The 19,883-nt window shown below is 70.0% G+C and carries 12 protein-coding genes and 1 pseudogene; 6 read left to right on the top strand and 7 right to left on the bottom strand.

Features of this window, described 5'->3' with window-relative positions; genetic code table 11:
- Positions 1 to 19: 19 nt before the first annotated feature.
- Positions 20 to 4,870, top strand: coding sequence for an alpha-2-macroglobulin family protein (locus ACWPN5_RS21950; protein WP_492297357.1), 4,851 nt, complete (start codon positions 20 to 22; stop codon positions 4,868 to 4,870).
- Positions 4,871 to 4,973: 103 nt separating this feature from the next.
- Here the strand turns inward: ACWPN5_RS21950 and ACWPN5_RS21945 are convergent, their stop codons facing one another.
- Entirely contained in the window at positions 4,974 to 5,168 is a 195-nt protein-coding gene (locus ACWPN5_RS21945) for a hypothetical protein (protein WP_492297356.1), read from the bottom strand.
- 301 nt (positions 5,169 to 5,469) lie between these two features.
- Here ACWPN5_RS21945 and ACWPN5_RS21940 point away from each other — a divergent pair, with 301 nt between their 5' ends.
- The 5 genes and pseudogenes from ACWPN5_RS21940 to ACWPN5_RS21920 all read left to right on the top strand — a co-directional run bounded on the left by ACWPN5_RS21940 (position 5,470) and on the right by ACWPN5_RS21920 (position 12,390).
- A complete protein-coding gene (locus ACWPN5_RS21940; RefSeq protein WP_145680968.1) occupies positions 5,470 to 5,967 on the top strand; it encodes a MerR family transcriptional regulator in 498 nt (165 codons plus the stop codon).
- The gene (locus ACWPN5_RS21935; RefSeq protein ID WP_492297355.1) at positions 5,964 to 7,127 is read left to right on the top strand and encodes a thiolase family protein; all 1,164 of its coding nucleotides are present in this window, start codon (positions 5,964 to 5,966) and stop codon (positions 7,125 to 7,127) included. The genes ACWPN5_RS21940 and ACWPN5_RS21935 overlap by 4 nt, the downstream gene beginning before the upstream one ends.
- Before the next feature lie 27 nt (positions 7,128 to 7,154).
- Positions 7,155 to 9,488, top strand: coding sequence for a 3-hydroxyacyl-CoA dehydrogenase/enoyl-CoA hydratase family protein (locus ACWPN5_RS21930; RefSeq protein WP_492297353.1), 2,334 nt, complete (start codon positions 7,155 to 7,157; stop codon positions 9,486 to 9,488).
- A 17-nt stretch (positions 9,489 to 9,505) separates the two neighbouring features.
- Positions 9,506 to 11,296 carry an acyl-CoA dehydrogenase C-terminal domain-containing protein gene (locus ACWPN5_RS21925; RefSeq protein ID WP_492297351.1) on the top strand — a complete coding sequence of 597 codons (1,791 nt, stop codon included), beginning with the start codon at positions 9,506 to 9,508 and terminating at the stop codon, positions 11,294 to 11,296.
- Between the two features lie 448 nt (positions 11,297 to 11,744).
- Positions 11,745 to 12,390, top strand: a pseudogene (locus ACWPN5_RS21920) (response regulator).
- Positions 12,391 to 12,493: 103 nt separating this feature from the next.
- Here ACWPN5_RS21920 and ACWPN5_RS21915 read toward each other — a convergent pair.
- From ACWPN5_RS21915 to ACWPN5_RS21890, 6 genes are all read right to left on the bottom strand, one after another.
- The gene (locus ACWPN5_RS21915) at positions 12,494 to 12,928 is read right to left on the bottom strand and encodes a CBS domain-containing protein (protein WP_492297350.1); all 435 of its coding nucleotides are present in this window, start codon (positions 12,926 to 12,928) and stop codon (positions 12,494 to 12,496) included.
- 160 nt (positions 12,929 to 13,088) lie between these two features.
- A complete protein-coding gene (locus ACWPN5_RS21910; RefSeq protein WP_145680963.1) occupies positions 13,089 to 13,787 on the bottom strand; it encodes an OmpW/AlkL family protein in 699 nt (232 codons plus the stop codon).
- A 160-nt stretch (positions 13,788 to 13,947) separates the two neighbouring features.
- A complete protein-coding gene (locus ACWPN5_RS21905) occupies positions 13,948 to 14,421 on the bottom strand; it encodes a hypothetical protein (RefSeq protein ID WP_145680962.1) in 474 nt (157 codons plus the stop codon).
- A gap of 14 nt (positions 14,422 to 14,435) precedes the next feature.
- Entirely contained in the window at positions 14,436 to 15,581 is a 1,146-nt protein-coding gene (locus tag ACWPN5_RS21900) for an NAD(P)/FAD-dependent oxidoreductase (RefSeq protein ID WP_492297347.1), read from the bottom strand.
- Between the two features lie 114 nt (positions 15,582 to 15,695).
- Positions 15,696 to 19,157 (bottom strand): chromosome segregation SMC family protein, encoded by a 3,462-nt coding sequence (locus ACWPN5_RS21895; protein WP_492297345.1) that lies wholly within the window; start codon positions 19,155 to 19,157, stop codon positions 15,696 to 15,698.
- A 25-nt stretch (positions 19,158 to 19,182) separates the two neighbouring features.
- Entirely contained in the window at positions 19,183 to 19,863 is a 681-nt protein-coding gene (locus ACWPN5_RS21890) for a DsbA family protein (protein WP_492297343.1), read from the bottom strand.
- Positions 19,864 to 19,883: the final 20 nt, after the last annotated feature.

The raw sequence follows: 19,883 nt of genomic DNA, 5'->3' as shown, positions 1-19,883 counted from the left end.
CTGGTCCAGGGAAGATCGAATGTTGCGTGCAGTGGCGCGTGTCTGTGCCGTCCTCGTCGCGTCCTCAACCCCCGTCATCGCCGCCGACGCGCCGCCCGAGCCGGTGCCCTTCGGCGTCTCCTCCGCCGAGGTGGTGGCGGAGCGCGACGTGCCGCAGGCCTGCTTCACCTTCACCGACCGGCTGGAGAAGTCGCGCGCGGTGAACTACCGCGACTACGTGGAGGTGACGCCGGCGGGCAATGGAGCGGCCTTCGACGGGACCGCCGTGGCGCGCGACCGTACGCTCTGCGTCGAGGGGCTGAAGCACGGGCAGAGCTACCGCATCACCCTGCGCGACGGGCTGCCGGGCAGCGACGGGAAGCGCCTGCCCAACCCCGACGCGCGCGACATCGAGGTGCCGAACCGCAAGCCGGCGCTGGCCTTCCGCGGGGCGGGCTACATCCTGCCGCGCATCGGCGCCGATGGGCTGCCGCTGCGCTCCATCAACCTCGACCGGGCGAAGCTCCAGGTGCTGCGGATCAACGACCGCAGCCTGGTGGAGAAGATCTACTTCGGCCGCATCGGCCAGCAGATGTCCGACCACGAGGTCGGCGAGATCCTCGACCGCTCCGGCCAGGAGGTGTGGCGCGGGGAAATGGCGATCAGCAACAGCCGCAACCAGGCGGTGGTGACGCCCTTTCCGATCGACGCCGTGCTGGGCCGGCTGGAGCCCGGCGTCTACATCGCCGTCGCCAGCACCGAGGACATCAAGCCCGGCGGCTGGGACCACAAGGCGACGCAATGGTTCGTCGTCTCCGACCTCGGCCTGAACGCCATCACCGGCGAGGACGCGCTGGTCGTCTTCGCCCGTTCCGTCAAGGGCGCAACGCCCGAGGCCGGCGTCGAGCTGCGCCTGCTCGCCCGCAACAACGAGGAGCTGGGGAAGGCGCTGACCGGTGCGGACGGGCTGGCGCGCTTCGACCTCACCGCCCTGCGCGCCGCCGGGCGGGAACCGGTGCAGGCGCTGTTCGCCTACCGCGGGGCGGGGGACTTCGGCTTCCTCGACCTCGTGACGCCGACGTTGGCCAACGCGCCGCCGGCGGCCGGGGCGCCCAACGCGGCGCCGGGCGGTGTGGCGGCGGTGGTCCCGGCGCGCCCGGCCCCCGGCCAGCCCGACGCCTTCCTCTACACCGAGCGCGGCATCTACCGCCCCGGCGAGACGGTGCATCTGGCGGCGCTGCTGCGCGACGCCGACGCCAAGCCGGTCACCGGCCGTCCCGTCACGCTGAAGATCCAGCGTCCGGACGGCTTCGAGGTGGACCGCCGTCCGCTCGCCGAATCCGGCGGCGGCAGCTTCGCCGCCCGCGTCGAGATTCCGGCCAACGCCATGACCGGCACCTGGGCCGTCACCGCCCACGGCGAGCCGGAGGCGGGCGCCCAGCCGAACACCATGGGCCCGGTGCTGGGCCGCGCCGAATTCCTTGTCGAGGACTTCGTGCCGCCGCGCCTCGAGGTTGCCCTGGCCGCCGAGGCGGCGGAGCTGCCGGCGGATGGCAAGACGACCCTGACCGTTGACGGGCATTTCCTCTACGGCGCTCCGGCGGCGGGCCTGCCGGGCGAGCTGGCGGTGACTCTGCGCGCCGCGGCGAATCCCTACCCGAACCTGCCCGGCTACCGCTTCGGCCTCACGCAGGAGGAGGTGAAGCCGCTGCGCAGCGACCTGCCGGGCTTCACGACCAACCGCAACGGGCAGGCCAAGGCCGACCTCGCGCTGCCCAAGGCGCCGGAGAGCACCAAGCCGCTGGAGGCGGTGGTCCGCGCCACCCTGCTCGACATCGGGGGCCGCTCGGTCAGCCGCGATCTGGTCCTGCCGGTGCGCCACCAGCCCTTCGCCGTCGGCATCCGCCCGCGCTTCGAGGGCGACGGGGTGCCGGAAGGCGCCACCGCCGGCTTCGACGTGGTGGCGGTCGGGCCGGACGGCCAGCCGATGGACAAGGAGGACCTCTCCTACGAGCTGTTCGAGGAGGAGTACGACTACGCTTGGTTCGAGGCCAACGGACGCTGGGACTACAAGGTCACGGTGCGCGACCAGCGGGTGACCGGCGGAACGCTCGCCGCCCAGGCGGCCAAGCCGGGGTCGGTGGAGGCCCCGGTGGGCGCCGGCCGCTACCGGCTGGAGGTGTTCGATCCCAAGACCGGCGTGGCGAGCAGCCTGCGCTTCGCCGCCGGCTGGTGGATGACCCCGACCGCCGGCGAGCGTCCCGATCAGGTGGACGTGACCGTCATGCTGCCCGCCTACAAGGGCGGCGACACCGCCTGGGTCTACGTCAAGCCGCCCTACGACAGCGAAGTGCTGATCACCGTCGCCGACCGCAAGATCCGCGATGCCTCGACCCGCCGCATCGGGCCGGAGGGGGCCTTCCTGGAGATCCCCGTCGATCCGACCTGGACCGGCGGCGTCTATGTGCTGGCGACCGCCTTCGGCGCGCCGGACGCCGCGGGCGGCCCGTCGAAGGGCGTGGCGCGCCGCGCCGTCGGCCTGTCCTGGCTGGCCGTGGACGGGGACGAGCGGGCGCTGGACGTGCGCGTCGCCGCCCCGGCGCAGACCGAGCCCCGCCGCTCCGTCACCGCCGAGGTGGTGGTGGAGGGTGCGCCGGAGGGCCAGCCGGCCTATGTGACGGTCGCCGCGGTGGACGACGCCGTGCTCCAGCTCACCGACCAGCATTCGCCGAACCCGATAGACCATTATCTGGGCAAGCGTCGCCTCGGCGTGGAATTGCGCGATTCCTTCGGGCGGCTGATTGATCCGGCGGTCCTCGACGCCGCCCGCACGCGCCCCGGCGCGGCGCCCCGGCTGCGCCAGGTCGGCGTCACCGTTCCGCAGAAGTCGGAACGCGTCGTCTCCCTGTTCTCCGGCGTGCTGACCGTGGGGCCGGAGGGCAAGGTGGCGGTGCCGCTGGACGTCCCCGACTTCCAGGGCCGGCTGCGCCTGATGGCGGTGGCGTGGAGCGGGGACAAGCTGGGCCGTTCCGAATCCTCCATGCTGGTCGCCGATCCGGTGCTGGCCGATCTGGGCCTGCCGCGCTTCCTGGCGCCGGGGGACCGGGCGGTGGTCCCGGTGACTCTCGACAACGTCGCCGGCCCGGCGGGCGCCTACACCATTTCCCTGATCGCCAGCGGCGCGGTGTCGCTCAGCGAGGGCAACATCGCCGTGCCGGAGCTGGGCAAGGGCAAGCGGGCCACCGCCGGGCGGGTCCTGACCGCCAACGGCGTCGGCACGGGGCACATCGCGCTGGACGTGACCGGGCCGGACGGCCTGCGCATCACGCGCCAGTGGGAAATCCCGGTGCGGCCGGCCTCGCCGCTGGTCACCCGCCGCACCACCGCCATGCTGGCCCCGGAGCGCAGCGTCGAACTGCCCGCCGACCTGCTGAACGGCCTGCGTCCGGAGACCGCGACGGCGGCCCTGTCGCTCGGCAACCTGCCGGACCTCGACATCCCCGGCCTGCTGACCGCGCTGGAGCGCGGCGGCCCCGGCGGGCTGGAGATGACGGCCAGCCGCGCGCTGCCCCTGCTGTCGCTGGGCGATGTGGCGGTGGCGCTGGGCGTCGCCTCGGACGAGCGGGTGAAGGCGCGGGTGCAGCGGTCGGTCGATCGCGTGCTGACCTTCCAGCGGATGGACGGCGCCTTCGCCGCCTGGTCGCCGAAGGGGGAGGCCGATTCCTGGCTGACCGCCTACGCGCTCGACTTCCTGGGCCGCGCCAAGGCCGCCGGCTACCGTGTGCCGGAGGGGCCGTATCGCAAGGGACTCGACGGGCTGCGCGGCGCGCTCGACAACGCCTGGGTGGAGGCCGACGAGCAGCCGGCCCGCGCCTACGCGCTCTATGTGCTGGCCCGCGCCAAGATGATCGACGCCGGTGCGGTCCGCTACTTCCAGGAGACCTTCTGGGACAAGCTGCAGACCGACTTCGCCCGCGCCCAGGTCGCCACGGCCATCGCCGCGCTGGGCGACAAGGACCGCGCGGCGGAAGCCTTCGGGCGGCTGTCCGGCGCCCGCGTCGTGTCGGCCAGCCTGCGCGACTACGGCTCGTCCCTGCGCGACGAGGCCGGCGTGGTGGCACTGATGGGCGAGAGCGGCGTGGTTGAGCGGGACCGCCTGGCCCAGGCGACCGAACGCCTGTCCAAGACCTACGCCGCCGTCCGCACCACCGGCGTGCAGGAGCAGGCGTGGCTTCTCCAGGCGGCTAGGGCGCTGATCGACCGGGCGCCGTCGATGAAGATCGCCCAGAAGGACCAGCAAGGCGCCGATCAGGTCGCCGAGGGGGCGAAGCCGCTGTTCCAGCGCATCGACCCGGCGGCCCCGCCGGCCATCCGCAACGCCGGGGGCGAGCCGCTGCGCCAGATCCTGTCGGTGTCCGGCATCGCCGACGCGGCGCCGGGGGCGGAGGAGCAGGGCATGACCGTCACCCGCGGCCTGTTCGATATGACCGGCCGCCCCGCCGATCCGGGCGCCGTCCGCCCGAACGACCGGCTGGTGGTGATCCTGGAAGGCAGCGCCTCCGATCCGGTGGACCGGCAGGTTCTGGTGTCCGATCCGCTGCCCGCCGGCTTCGAGATCGAGGCCGCCCGCTTCGCCGGGGGTGGGGCGCCGCTGGGCGACCTGTCCTGGCTGGGCGAGCTGACCGCGCCGCGCGCCATCGATTACCGCGACGACCGCTTCGTCGCCGCGCTCGACATGACGAAGCAGGCGCCGCGCTTTCGGCTGGTCTATCTGGTGCGCGCGGTGACGCCCGGCGACTACGCCCAGCCCGGTGCGACGGTGGAAGACCTCTACCGCCCGCACCAGTCGGCCCGCACCGCCGCGTCGCGCCTGCGCGTCCTGCCGGAGTAGGCGGCCCAAACGGAAAAGCCCCATCGTCCGCCGCGTGGCAGACGATGGGGCTTTTGCTTTTTGAAACGGGCCGTTGCGGCACTGGCCGGGCCAGATGCCGGTATCAGACGCTCGTCTTGTGCTCTTCGTTGCGCTGGCGGGTGACGAGCATCAGGATGGCCACCACGACCGCGAAGAAGGCGGTCAGCGCCACGTAGAACAGCAACGCGACCCCGACCGTCAAGGTGCCGATCAGCACCATGGCGAGTATCCAGACGCCCAGCGATACGATGGCGCGCGACGACATCGGCTGTCCCAACCCTGTTTGCCGTGACTCCGGTTTGTCCTGCCCTGTGACCGGCCGTTGCGCCCGGCCATGTCTGGCCCGGTTCCGCCGGCGGCTTTGTTCATTGAGTGCCCCGAGCCTGCCATAGCTGGGTAGGCACACCGCCCGTGGCATGCTGTCACAGCGCGCCCGCGCCGCACCCCGGATGTCCATCGGGAGGGCGCCCGAATGGGAACGGGCTGCCCGCTTGACAGCAAATGGCAAGCACCTTACCTTTACGTAAACGTCAACCCATGACAATTAAGGGCAATGACGATCAAGGGAAGGGTGGGGAATGTCGCAACCCGCAAGGTTGATGGGGCTGGGCACGCGCGCCGACGTCGGGCTGGACATTGGGCTGGACCCCGGCGCCGATGGTGCCGGACGCTCCTTCGCCATCGGTGAACTGGCCGACGAGTTCGGTCTGACTCACCGCACCATCCGCCATTACGAGGACGAAGGGCTGCTGGCGCCGCAACGCGACGGCACCGCCCGCGTCTACGGCCACCGCGACCGCGCGCGCCTCGCGCTGATCTGCCGGGGCAAGCGGCTGGGCTTCAGCCTCGCCGAGATCAAGGAATTCCTCACCCTCTACGACGCGGACGAAATCCAGAAGGAGCAGATGCGCTTCATGCAGCGCATCGCCCGCCGCCGCATCGCCGACCTGGAACGGCAGCTTCAGGACGTCCAGCAGACGCTGGGCGAGCTGCGCATCATCGACACCCAGATCTCCGACCATTTCCGCAAGAACGGAATCACGGAGACGCACACCCCGGAGGACACGCAACCATGACCTCGGCGCCTTTGACCACGCCCGCCAATCCGGTCGTCATCGCCGGCTACGCCCGTTCCCCCTTCGCCTTCGCCAACAAGGGCGAGCTGGCGAAAATCCGTCCCGACGACCTGCTGGCCCATGTCGTCGCGGCGCTGGTCGAGCGCACGGGCGTCAACCCGCAGGACATCGAGGATGTGGTCGTCGGCTGCGCCTTCCCCGAGGGCGAGCAGGGCATGAACATCGCCCGCACCGTGTCCTTCCTGGCGAAGCTGCCGCTGACCGCCGGGGCCACCACGATCAACCGCTACTGCGGCTCCTCCATGCAGGCGATCCATCAGGCGGCGGGCGCCATCCAGATGGGGGCGGGCGAGGTCTTCCTGTGCGGGGGCATCGAGTCGATGAGCCGTGTCCCGATGATGGGCTACAACCCGCTGCCCCATCCGGGCCTGAAGGATCATTATCCGGAAGCCTACTGCTCGATGGGCGTCACGGCGGAGAATGTCGCCCGCCGCTACGGGATTTCCCGCGCCGACCAGGAGGCGATGGCCGCCGAGTCCCACGCCAAGGCCGCCGCGGCGCAGCAGGCCGGGCGCCTCGCCGAGGAGGTCGTCGCCATCCAGACCGCCGCCGGCCTCGTGGAGCGCGACGGCTGCATCCGCCCCGGCACCAGCGGCGAGACGCTGAGCGGCCTGAAGCCCGCCTTCCTGGCCGACGGCTCGGTCACCGCCGGCACCTCCTCACCGCTGACGGACGGCGCCTCGGCGGTTCTGGTGACGACGGAGGCCTACGCCAAGGCCAACGGTCTGCCGATCCTCGCCCGAATCCGCTCGGTCGCGGTGGCCGGCTGCGCGCCGGAGGTGATGGGACTCGGCCCGGTGCCGGCGGCGCAGAAGGCGCTGGCGCGCGCCGGCCTGTCGATCCGCGACATCGACGTGATCGAGCTGAACGAGGCCTTCGCCGCCCAGGCCATCGCCTGCATGCGCGACCTCGACATCGACCCGGCCAAGGTGAACCTGGACGGCGGCGCGATCGCGCTCGGCCACCCGCTCGGCGCGACCGGCGCCCGCATCACCGGCAAGGCCGCGGCCCTGCTGAAGCGCGAGGGCAAGCGGTTCGCGCTCGCCACCCAGTGCATCGGCGGCGGCCAGGGCATCGCCACGGTTCTGGAAGCGGTCTGACGGCGGCGGGACAGGGAGGCACCAACCATGCAGATCAAACGCGCCGCCGTGATCGGCTCCGGCGTGATGGGCAGCGGCATCGCCGCCCATTTCGCGAACGCCGGCATCCCCGTCGTCCTGCTCGACATCCCCGCCAAGGAGGGTGACGACCGCAGCGCCATCGCCAAGGGGGCCGTCCAGAGGCTCCTGAAGACCGACCCCGCGCCCTTCATGCACCCGAAGAACGCTAAGCTGGTGACTCCGGGCAATCTGGAGGACGACCTCGCCCTGCTGGCCGACGTCGACTGGATCGTCGAGGCCATCGTCGAGAATCCGGCCGTCAAGGCCGACCTCTACCGCCGCATCGACCCGGTGCGAAAGGCAGGCTCCGTGGTGTCGTCCAACACCTCGACCATCCCGCTGGGCGTGCTGGTCGAGGGGCAGTCGGACGCCTTCAAGCGCGACTTCCTGATCACCCACTTCTTCAACCCGCCGCGCTACATGCGGCTGCTGGAGATCGTCGGCGGCGAGGCCACCCGGCCCGACGCGCTGGCCGCCGTCGCCGACGTCGGCGACCGCGCGCTGGGCAAGGGCGTGGTGCGCTGCAAGGACACGCCGGGCTTCATCGCCAACCGCATCGGCGTCTACTGGATCCAGACGGCGATCAACGCCGCCGTCGATCTCGGCCTGACGGTTGAGGAGGCCGACGCCATCGTCGGCCGTCCCATGGGCATCCCGAAGACCGGCGTGTTCGGTCTGGTCGATCTCGTCGGGCTCGACCTGATGCCGCACATATCCGCGAGCCTGTTGGCGACCCTGCCGGAGAACGACCCCTACCGCGCCGCCTTCCGCGAGCACCCGGTCATCACCAAGATGATCGCGGAGGGCTACACCGGCCGCAAGGGCAAGGGCGGCTTCTACCGCCTGAACCGCGACGGCGGCGCCAAGGTCAAGGAGGCCATCGACCTGTCCACCGGCGCCTACCGCCGCTCGGACAGGCCGAAGCTGGAGAGCGTGTCGGCCGCCGGGCGCGACCTGCGGGCGCTGGCCGACTTCCCCGACAGGACCGGGCGGTACGCCCGCCGGGTGCTGGCCCACACGTTGTCTTATGCTGCGTCGCTGGTGCCGGAGATCGCCGACAGCATCGTCGCGGTCGATGAGGGCATGCGGCTCGGCTACAACTGGAAGCAGGGTCCGTTCGAGCTGATCGACCGGCTGGGCACCGAATGGTTCGCCGACCTCTGCCGCAGCGAGGGCATCCCCGTCCCGCCGCTGGTCGAGCAGGCCGCCGGGCGGCCCTTCTACCGGGTGGAGGACGGCAAGCTCCAGCATCTGACCACCGCCGGCCTCTACGACACGGTGGTGCGTCCCGACGGCGTTCTGCTGCTGTCGGACATCAAGCGGGCGTCGAAGCCGGTGTGGAAGAACGGCTCGGCCAGCCTGTGGGACATCGGCGACGGCGTGTTGTGCGTCGAGTTCACCAGCAAGATGAACGCGCTGGACGGCGACGTCATGGCCGCCTACGGCAAGGCGATGACGCTGATCGGCGACGGAAAAGGCGATTGGAAGGCGCTGGTCATCCACAACGAGGCCGACAACTTCTCGGTCGGCGCCAACCTCGGCCTCGCGCTGTTCGCGCTGAACGTCGGGCTGTGGCCGCAGATCGAGGAGCTGGTGGAGGGCGGGCAGCGCGCCTACCGCGCCCTGAAACACGCACCCTTCCCGGTGGTGTCGGCGCCCAGCGGCATGGCGCTGGGCGGCGGCTGTGAGATCCTGCTGCATTCCGACCACGTCCAGGCCCACGCCGAGACCTATATGGGGCTGGTCGAGGTCGGCGTCGGGCTGATCCCCGGCTGGGGCGGCTGCACCGAGATGCTGGCCCGCCACGCCGCCAACCCGCGGACCCCGAAGGGGCCGATGCCGCCCATCGCCGGGGCCTTCGAGACCATCAGCTTGGCCAAGGTCGCCAAGTCGGCGGCGGAAGCCAAGGACCTGCTGTACCTGCGCGCGAGCGACGGCATCACCATGAACCGCGACCGCCTGCTGGCCGACGCCAAGGCCAAGGCGCTGGAACTGGCCGTCGACTACACCCCGCCGGAAAAGGTCACCTACACGCTCCCCGGCCCCAACGGGCGGGCGGCGCTGGAGCTGTTCCTCGAAGGCTTCGCGCTCCAGGGCAAGGCGACGCCGCACGACATGGTCGTCTGCGGCAAGCTGGCCGGCATCCTGACCGGCGGGCCGAAGGCCGACGTCACCCAGCCGGTGACCGAGGACCAGATGCTGGCGCTGGAACGCCGGGCCTTCATGGAACTGGTGCGGACCGAGGGCACCATCGACCGGGTGGAGCATATGCTGACCACCGGCAAGCCGCTGCGGAACTGATGGGGGAGGACTGAGCAATGCCGATCTACAAGGCTCCGCTGGAGGATGTCCGCTTCGTCCTCGACGAGATCGTCGGGGCGGGCAAGCTGGCCGAACTGCCGGGTTACGAGGACGCCACCCCCGACCTGATCGCCCAGGTCCTGGAGGAGGGCGCCAAGCTGTGCAAAGAGGTGCTGTTCCCGCTGAACCAGTCGGGCGACGGCGAGGGCTGCACCTTCGAGAACGGCGTGGTGCGCACGCCCAAGGGTTTCAAAGAGGCGTATGGCACGTACATCGAGGCGGGCTGGCAAGGGCTGTCCTGCGACCCGGCCTATGGTGGGCAGGGGCTGCCCAAGCTGGTCAACACCATGCTGGAGGAGTTCATCTGCTCCGCCAACCTCAGCTTCGGTATGTATCCCGGCCTGTCGCTGGGCGCCTACAACGCGCTCTCCACCTATGGGTCGGAGGAGCTGAAGCAGCGCTTCCTCGGTCGGCTGGTCGACGGCACCTGGGCGGGCACCATGTGCCTGACCGAGCCGCATTGCGGCACCGACCTGGGGCTGATCCGCACCAGGGCGGTCCCCCAGGAGGACGGCAGCCACAGAATCACCGGCACGAAGATCTTCATCTCCGCCGGCGAGCATGACCTGACCGAGAACATCCTGCATCTGGTGCTGGCGCGCCTGCCCGACGCACCGGCCGGGACGCGCGGCATCAGCCTGTTCCTGGTGCCGAAGTTCCTGCCCAACGGGGACGGCACGGTCGGCCCGCGCAACGGTGTCGCCTGCGGCTCCATTGAGCACAAGATGGGCATCAAGGCCTCGGCGACCTGCGTGATGAACTTTGAGGACGCCACCGGCTGGCTGGTCGGCGAGCCGCACAAGGGCATGCGGGCGATGTTCGTGATGATGAACGCGGCCCGCCTCGCCGTCGGCATCCAAGGGCTGGGGGTGGCCGAGGTCAGCTATCAAAACGCGGTGGCCTACGCCCGGGAACGGCTCCAGGGCCGCTCGCTGAAGGGCACGGCGCACCCCGACAAGCCCGCCGACCCGATCATCGTGCATCCCGACGTGCGGCGGAACCTGCTGACCGCCCGCGCCTACACCGAGGGCGCCCGCGCGCTCGGCGCGCTGGTCGGCTACAAGCTGGACGTGGCGGAGAAGCACGCGGACGAAAAGACGCGCAAGGAGGCGGACGAGTTCGTCCAGCTGATGACGCCGATCGTCAAGGCGCTGTTCACCGACATCGGCTTCGAGTCGGCCAACATCGCCGTGCAGGTGCATGGCGGGCATGGCTTCATCTGGGAAACCGGGGTGGAGCAGTATGTCCGCGACGCCCGGATCTGCCAGATCTACGAGGGCACCAACGGCATCCAGGCGCTGGACCTTGTGGGACGCAAGCTGCCGCAGGACATGGGCCGGCTGCTGCGCCGCTTCTTCCACCCCGTCGGCGCCGAGATCGAGGCCGACATGGAGAACGAGGAGTTGGCCGAGTTCGTCCTGCCCCTCGCCAAAGCCTTCGCCAAGCTGCAGCAGGCGACCGCCATCATCGCGCAAAAGGGGCTGAAGGACCCGGAGGAGGCCGGGGCCGCGGCGACCGACTATCTGCGGCTGTTCGGTCTGGTGGCGCTCGGCTGGATGTGGCTGCGGATGGTCAAGGCCGCCCGGGCCAAACTGGCGGCGGGGGAGGGCAACGCGGCCTTCCTCGAAGCCAAGATCAGGACGGCCCGTTTCTACACGGCGAAACTGCTGCCGCAGACCAACGCCCTGTTCATCACCATCATGGCCGGGTCCAAAACCCTGATGGAGATGGAGGAGGCCGCCTTCTGAGGATCAGCCTTACGGGGTCTATGTCTTTGGGCCGGGATCGGTGTAAGCTGCATCGGTTCCGGCTTTTTCGCTTCCAGAGATGCGAAAGATAGAAAGTACGAAAAGGACGGTCCTTTATCATGAACAGGCTTACGGCTTGATACATTCGTGCTCACTTTCGTCATGGGCGGCTGATGAGCGAAATGGATATTGCTGTAGCGCGGCAATGCCATTGCTCAGAGCCTTCAATGAGACAAAGGTTAAATTCGGGTTGTCCAACCCCACCGAATCGTGGTACATCTGATGTGACATTACCCTGCATAAGGACTTTCTATACCTTTTGGAATTGGGTCATATGATGCTTGAAAATGACCTGCATTTTTTCCGAAACTGAGGGTCGGAACACTGGCCTTGTGTCAGGGCTGTACGTTCGGACCATTGAAAGCACTGAGTACGGGGGCACCACCAGATGAAAATCCTGATCGGAGACGACCATGTGCTTTTCCGGGAGGGATTGCGCAGGCTGCTGGAGCAGCTGAAGGAGGGCGCCAGCTTTGAGGAAGCCAGCAACTTTGATGAGCTTCTGGAAAAGGCTGGCAAGGGTGAGACTTACGACCTCGTCCTGACCGATCTGCGCATGCCCGGTTGGCCCGGCTTCTCCGGCATCCAAGACCTGCGGGGAAAGCAGCCCGACTCCAAGGTCGTCGTCGTCTCGGCGTCCGAAGCGCATCACGACGTGCGTGACGCGCTGGAGCACGGCGCCGCAGGCTACATCCCGAAATCGTCCAGCGTGAAGATCATGCTGAGCGCGCTGGACCTTATCTTCTCCGGCGGCGTCTATGTGCCGCCGACCGTGCTGCGCGAGTTCTGGGGAAACCGAGGTGCGCGTCGGCGCCATCCCGCCCAGCGACCCGCAGCTCGATCATCTGCTGACCCAGCGTCAGCGCGAGGTTCTGGACCGCCTGCGCGAAGGCAAGTCCAACAAGCAGATCGCCCACGAACTGGGCCTGTCCGAAGGCACGGTGAAGATTCACATGACGGCGATCTTCAAGTCGCTGGGCGTGCGCAACCGCACCCAGGCCGCCATGGCCTTCCCGCAGTCGCACTCCGCCTGACCGACCAGACCGCCTGACCGGACCGCTCGAAGGGCTGTCCGACCTTTGAGAACGCCCGCGGAAACATCCGCGGGCGTTTTCGTTCGTGGGGCGGCGGGGCGGCTCAGCCCATCCCGGCGACGTAGCCGCGCAGGGATTCGACCTCCAGTTCCGCGTCGTCCAGCCGCGCCTTCACGATGTCGCCGATGCTGACCAGCCCGACGAGTTCGCCGTCCTCCAGGATCGGCAGATGGCGGATGCGGCGCTGCGTCATGACGCCCATGATCTGGGACACCGTGTCGGCCGGGCTTCCGGTGACGAGGTCCCGGGTCATCAGATCGCCGACGGGGCGCTCCAGGGCGGCGGCGCCATCCGCGGCCACGGCGCGCACGATGTCGCGTTCCGACAGGATTCCGGCGGGGCGGCCATCCTCCCGCATCACCAGGACGGCGCCGATTTTGTGGTGGGCGAGCTTGCGGGCGACCGCGTCGATCCGGTCGTCCGGATTGGCGGTGATGATCTCCGTGCCCTTCCTCTTCAAGACGGCGGCAATGTGCATGGTTGTGCTTCCTCCCGCGCGGATTCACGAAAGGGAATGCTCACCCACCGACGTCGCTTGAGGAAGTCGCAAAAAGGAACAGGCCAGATACTCCTTTCGGAGTAACCGGCCTGATGCCCTGTCCTCGCGGGGCCCCCATGGGAGGCCCCGGAGGCGCCGATCAGAAGCGGTAGCCGATGCCCAGGCCGACCAGCCACGGGTCGATCTTGACGTCCGAACGGACGGTGGTGCCCAGGTTGGTCTGCGCCGTGACGTCGGTCTTCAGGAAGATCTTCTTCACGTCGAGGTTCAGCGACCAGTTGCCGGTCAGGGCGACGTCCACACCGGCCTGCAGGGCCCAGCCGAAGCGGTTCTCATAGTCGGTGTCGACGATGCGCAGGCCGATCCCGTTCGCCTTGTTGGCGGCGTCCTCGCGGTAGAACAGGGTGTAGTTCACGCCGGCGCCGACATACGGGCTGACGCGCTCCTTCGGGAAGAAGTGGTACTGCGCCGTCAGGGTCGGCGGCAGCAGCGACACCTTGCCCACGTCCACGGAACCGCCGAGGCCCGGCAGGATCGAGCCCTTGACGGTGTGGCGGCTGGTGCCGGCGATCAGCTCGACGGCGATGTTGTCCGTGAAGAAGTAGGAGAAGTCGAGTTCCGGGATGTAGTCGTTGTTGATCCGCGGCTCGCCGATGTTGGTGGCACCCTGGTGGATCAGGTCGCCCGACTCCTGCGGGATCACGGCCAGGGCGCGCGCGCGCACCAGGATGTCACCGGCGGACTTGCCCTTGAAATCCTGGGCCAGCGACGGGGAGGAAACGGCGGCAAGAGCCGTGGTCGCCAGCAGGGCGGCGGCGGCGCGCTTCAGGAAAGTCATGGGATTCGCTCCAGGGCAGAATTAGCTGATGTCGTTTTTTTGGCTTAATGCCTGGAGATGTATTACCAGAGTTTTTCTAGGGTTGCTATGCCGCCTCAACCAAAACGTCATAGTGAGGCGGCTCTGCAACAGCGACGAGTTGTCGCATGGACTGGAACTCTTACCGCGCTGGGGCCATGGACGGTTGTGGAGACTGGGAAGGGACTTGCCCCAGGCAGTTCTGTACGATCACGTAGCACTGGCCGAGTCGGCTTCCGCCGCTGGACGACCCGCCATAGACGATGCGCTCCACCGCGCCGTGGCGCAGCGTGAAGGTCGCCTCGCAGTCGACGCTGCTCACGTCGTAGCCGTAGCCGCCCCATCCGCCGTAGGGATAGCCCCAGTAGCCGCCGTAACCGCCCCAGGACGGGTAGGAATACAGCCGGTTGCTGCGGTAGGTGAAAAATTCCAGGTCCCCGGCGGTGGCCTGCCGTTCGGGAACGCCGGCACAGGACAGCAGCGTCTGCTTCGGCATGCCGATCAGCGCGTTCTGCGCCACCATCGCCTGGTCGGCGGCCGGATTGGCGCAGCCGCCCAGAAGGCCGCCAACCAGAAGAAGCGCACCGAAACCGGTCCTCGTCGTCGTTCCGCGCATCGCCGTGTCTCCCGTCAGGGGCGCCGCAGCCGGGCCGGCGCCAGATCCTCCACACGCACGCCGAGCGCCGCGACCTCCGGCGGCAGGCCGCGTCCGGTGGCCAGCGCGGCGGCGGTGCGGCCCATGGCCGGCGCCGTCTGGATGCCGTAGCCGCCCTGGCCGGCCAGCCAGAAGAAGCCGTCCGCGGACTCGTCGTAGCCCACCACCATCACCTTGTCGGCGACGAAACTGCGCAGGCCCGCCCATTTGTGCGTGATCCGTCGAACAGAGAAGCGCACCGCCTGTTCCATGCGGTCGATGGCGACGGCGATGTCCATCTCCTCCGGTTGCACGTCGCAGGGCTCCACCGGCGTCTCGTCGGCGGGGGAGAGCAGCAGCCGGCCGGATTCCGGCTTCATGTAGAACTGCTCGTCCACATCGATGGTCATCGGCCAGCCGGCGAGTCCCGCCGCGTCGGCCGGATCGGCGAACACCGGATCGAAGGTGATGGCGGTGCGCCGCTTCGGCACCAGCCCGACGGGGCTCACGCCGGCCATTGCCGCCAGGACGTCGGCCCAGGCGCCCGCGGCGTTGACCAGCACCGGGGCGGCGAACGCGCCCGCCGGGGTGGTGGCGATCCACAGCCCGTCGCGCCGCTCCAGCGCGGTCACCCCGGCGTCGGTCACCAGCCGGCCGCCACGCGCCTTCAGCCCGCGCAGATAACCGCCGTGAATGGCATGGACGTCCATGTCCATCGCCGCCGGCTCCCACACCGCGCCCGCCACGGAATCGGCGTTCAGGAAGGGCGCGCGGGCCAGCGTCTGGGCGCGGTCGAGGCGCTCGACGGTCGGGGTCAGCCGGCGGCCCTCGGCGAAGTCGCGGTCGAGCGCCGCGGTCTGGTCGGCGCGTCCGATCAGCAGGACGCCGCGCGGAGTCAGCAGAGGATGTTCCGAAAAGCCCTGCGGCGGGTTGGTGTAGAAATCCCAGCTCGCCACCGTCAGCGCGCGGACCACCGGATGCCCGTAGGTCTGTGTGTAGAGCGCCGCGGAGCGGCCGGTGGAGTGGTAGCCGGGTTGGCTCTCGCGCTCCAGCACGATGACGCTGCCATGCGCCGCCAGCTCATAGGCCGCCGAGGCGCCGGCCATGCCGCCGCCGACGATCAGGAAATCCACCCGTTCCACGTCCACTCTCCCTTGCCGGTAGCTGTGCCGGCCCGATGGTCCGACACGCATCTTAGGCGTTGGGAAAAGCCGAATGAAGCCGCGAAAGCGGCATGGCTGGCGCAACGGCGCCCGTCAGGCCGCCCCGCGCAGCTCCTCGGCCTTCTGCAGGTCCACGCTGACCAGTTGCGAGACGCCGCGTTCGACCATGGTCACGCCGAACAGCCGGTCCACCCGGGCCATGGTCAGGCGGTGGTGGGTGATGATGAGGAAGCGGGTGTTGCCCTCCCGGGCGATGTCCTCGACCAGATCGCAAAAGCGGCCGACATTGGCCTCGTCGAGCGGTGCGTCGACCTCGTCCAGCACGCAGATCGGCGCGGGGTTGGAGCGGAAGACGGCGAACAGCAGCGACAGCGCGGTCAGGGCCTGCTCGCCGCCGGACAGCAGCGACAGCACCTGCAGCTTCTTGCCCGGCGGGCTGGCGTAGATCTCCAATCCGGCCTGCAGCGGGTCTTCGGCGTTGACCAGCTCCAGATGCGCCTTGCCGCCGCCGAACAGGCGGATGAACAGCTCCTGGAAGTTGCGGTTCACCGTGTCGAAGGAGGCGACCAGACGCTCCCGCGCCTCGCGGTTCAGGCTGGCGATGCCCTGGCGCAGGCGGGCGATGGCGCTGACCAGATCCTCGCGCTCGGTCTGCAGCGTGCCGATCTGCGTTTCCAGCTCCGCCGCCTCGATCTCGGCGCGCAGATTGACCGGCCCCATGTTCTCCCGCTCACGGGTCAGCTTGTCGAGGCGCAATTCCACGATGGCCACGTCGGGCATCGCCTCGTCTGGGGGAAGGTCGGCGGCGGCGCGGGTCTGTTCCGGGCGGCAGTTCAGCCGCTCGGCGATGCGCTCCGTCAGGGTCTGGCCGTTCTGCAGCGCGGTGGAGACGGCGGCCTCGGCGTGGGCGCGGGCCTCGCGGGCGTCGGCCAGGCCGGATTCGGCCTGCTTCAGCAGTTTTTCGGTCTCGGCCAGCCGGTTCTCGGCTTCGGCCAGGGCATCGGCGGCGCGCTTGCGGGCGCGCTCGGCCTCGCTGATCCGGCCGAGCAGCGCCTGACGGTCGGCCTCGATCGCCGCCGGACGGCTTTGCAATTGTGCGAGGTCGGTTTCGGCGGCGGCGGCGCGCTCCCTCAACTCGGCCACGCGCCCGCCCGCTCCGGCGGAACGGGTGCCCCAGGAGGCGACATCCTGCTGGATGGCGGCCAAGCGTTGGCGGCGGGACTGCGCCTCGCGGGTCAGGCGGTCCAGCGCGTTCTGCTTCTCGGCCAGGACGGCGCGATGCTCGGCGAGCGTAGCACGGCGGTCGTTGACGGCGTCGCGGCCCTCGCGCGGGTCGGGCAGAGCGTCCAGCAGCTCCCGCGCCTCCTCCAGAGCGGCCTCGGCCTCCTGCCGGTCGGTGTCCAGCCGCGCGATGCCCTCCAGCAGCGCCGCCAACTTCGACGCGGCGGCGTCGGCCTCGCGGGCCAGCTTGGCGTGGCGGTCGCGGGCGGCGGTCACCCCGGCGAAGGCGTCGCGCACCGCGTCGCGGGCGCGGCGGTCGGCCTGGGCGGCCTCCTCGACGGCGCGCCTGGCCTCGTCCAGGGCGTCGCGGGCGACCTCCAGCCGCTCGTCGGCGAGGTCCAACTCGCCGCGCAGCTCGTTCAGGCGGTTGCGCTGCTTCAGGCGGACGGCGGCGGCGGTCGGCGCGCCCGCCTGGACGGTCAGCCCGTCCCAGCGCCATGCCCCGCCGTCGCGGCTGACCAGGGTCTGGCCGGGGGCGAGGCCGGCGGCCAGGGCCGCGCCCGCCGCGTCGTCGGCGACAACGCCGATGTGCGACAGGGCGCGGGCGGCGGCATCCGGTCCCTGGACGCGGGCGGCCAGCGGCTCGGCCCCGGCGGGCAGGACGGCGGCGGCCGGGTAGGGCGGCAGGGGGCGCCAATGGACCGGGGCGGCCTCGTCCAGCGGAGCGGTCAGCGCGTCGCCCAGCGCTGCCGCCAGGGCGCCCTCGTAGCCGGGGGCGACGGTCACCGCGTCGACCAGCGGCGGGAACAGGTCGCCCGCCCCGGCGGAGAGCAGCTCGGCCAGCGCCTTCTCCTCCGCCTTCAGCTTGGCGCGGGCGGATTCGGCGGTTTGCAGGGCCTCGCGGGCGCGGGCCTGGGCGGGTTCGGCGTCGGTCTTGGCGCGCTCGGCCCGTTCGGCGGCCTCGCGGGCGTCCTCCAGCCGCTGTTCGGCCAGCTCGACGGCCAGTTCGGACTCGGCCACGTCGGCGCGGGCGGCGGTCTCGCGCTCCAGCGCGTCGCGCTGCGCCTGCTGTTCGGCGAGGCGCTTGGCGAGCCCGGAGGCCCGTGTTTCAAAATCAGCGACCTGCCGCTGGGTGGCGGCGCGGCGGGCCTCGTCGGCGGCGGTCTGCTCGGTCAGGCGGGTCAGCTCGCGGTCGAGCGCGTCCACCGCCTCCCGTGCATCGGCCAGCGCGTCGCGCGCGGCCTCCTCCAGCATCTCCTCGTCGGCCTGGGCTTCGAGAAGCCGGTCGCGCTCGGCCTCAAGCCGGGCCAGGGCGTCGCCGGCATCGGCGGCCAGAGCCTCCTCGCGGCCGAGGTCGCCGGCGATCTGCTGCAGGCGGGAGAGCAGGGCGCGCTGCTGTTCGGCGACCCGCTTTTCCTCGGCGTCGAGCTGTTCCTTGGCGATGACCAGCCGTTGCAGGCCGGCAGCCGCGGCCGCTTCCGCCTGACGCTTTTCCGGCAGCCCGGCGGCGTCGTCGGTGCGGCGGGTGGTCAGCTGGGTGACCGCCAGCATCAACTCCCGCACCGCGCCCTCGGCCTTGGCGAAGGCGCCGCGGGCGCGCGCCAGCTCGCCTTCATGGGCGATCCAGCGCAGGTGCCAGAGCACCGCCTCCGCCTTGCGGATCTGTTCGGAGAGGTTGCGGTAGCGGGCGGCCTGCCGCGCCTGCTTCTTCAGGCTCTGAAGCTGGGTGTCCATGGCCCCAATCACGTCATCGAGGCGCATGAGGTTGGCTTCGGCCGCCTTCAGCCGCAGTTCCGCCTCGTGCCGGCGTGAGTGCAGGCCGGTGATGCCCGCCGCCTCCTCCAGCAGCATGCGGCGGTCCTGCGGCTTGGCGTTGATGATCTGGCCGACCTTGCCCTGGCTGACCAGCGCCGGGGAGGCGGCGCCCGAGGCGTTGTCGGCGAAGAGGAGCTGGACGTCGCGGGCGCGCACCAGCTTGCCGTTGATGCGGTAGTCGGAGCCGTTGCCGCGCTCGATCCGGCGCGTCACCTCCAGTTCGTCGTGCTCGTTGAAGCCGGCGGGGGCGGTGCGCGTGCGGTTGTCGATGAGGAGGGCGACCTCGCCCAGATTGCGCGCCGGACGATTGGCCGTGCCGCCGAAGATGACGTCGTCCATGTCGTCGCCGCGCATCCGCTTGGCGGAGGTTTCCCCCATCACCCAGCGCAGCGCCTCCACCAGATTCGACTTGCCGCAGCCGTTGGGGCCGACGATGCCGGTCATGCCCGGCTCGATCACCAGATCGGTGGCGTCGACGAACGACTTGAAGCCGGACAGGCGGAGGCGCGTGAAGTGCACGGGATCGAAGCCTTCTGCCCGGTCCTTACTTCACCAGCTTGTCGATGGCGGCGGCGAAGGTCTCGAAGGACTGCGCGCCGCTGATGGTGGCCGCGCCCTCGTTGAGGACGAAGGTCGGGGTGGCCTCCACCTTGTACTTGTCCTGGCCGACCAGCCGGCTCTGCAGGATGCCGTCGGCCAGCGCCTGGTTGGCCATGCAGGCGTTGATGACCTGTTCGCTCATGCCGGCGAGCTTGCCGTACTGGGCCAGCGCCTTGACCGGGTCGGCGGCGCGGCTCCACTGGCCCTGGCTCTTGAACAGCACGTCGAGCAGCGGGTAGTAGCGCTCCGCCGGGGCGCAGCGGGCCAGCATGGAGGCGCGCAGCGCCGCCTGATCGAAGGGGAAGTCGCGGAAGATCAGCTTCGCCTTGCCGGTGTCGATGTAGGCTTCCTTGATCTTCGGCAGCGTCTCGGTGTGGAAGGCGGCGCAGTGCGGGCAGGTCATCGACGAATAGTCGAGGATCGTCACCGGCGCGTTGGGGTTGCCGAGCACCCGGTCGGCCAGCAGGTCGGCGGTCGAGGCCGCCGGGGCCTGCGCTATTTGCACGGGCGGCTGCACCGGCAGAGTCTGCCCGTTCGACGGCCGGGAGCCGGCAACGGCGAGCCCGATGATCAGCGTCATGCCGACCGCGATCAGAGCAACGATGCCCAAAAGGTTGCGGTTCACTTTGGCCTCATCCCTACCAG

This window comes from Azospirillum sp. UENF 211521, assembly GCF_058780535.1.
This window is presented reverse-complemented; position numbering and strand designations above follow the sequence as displayed.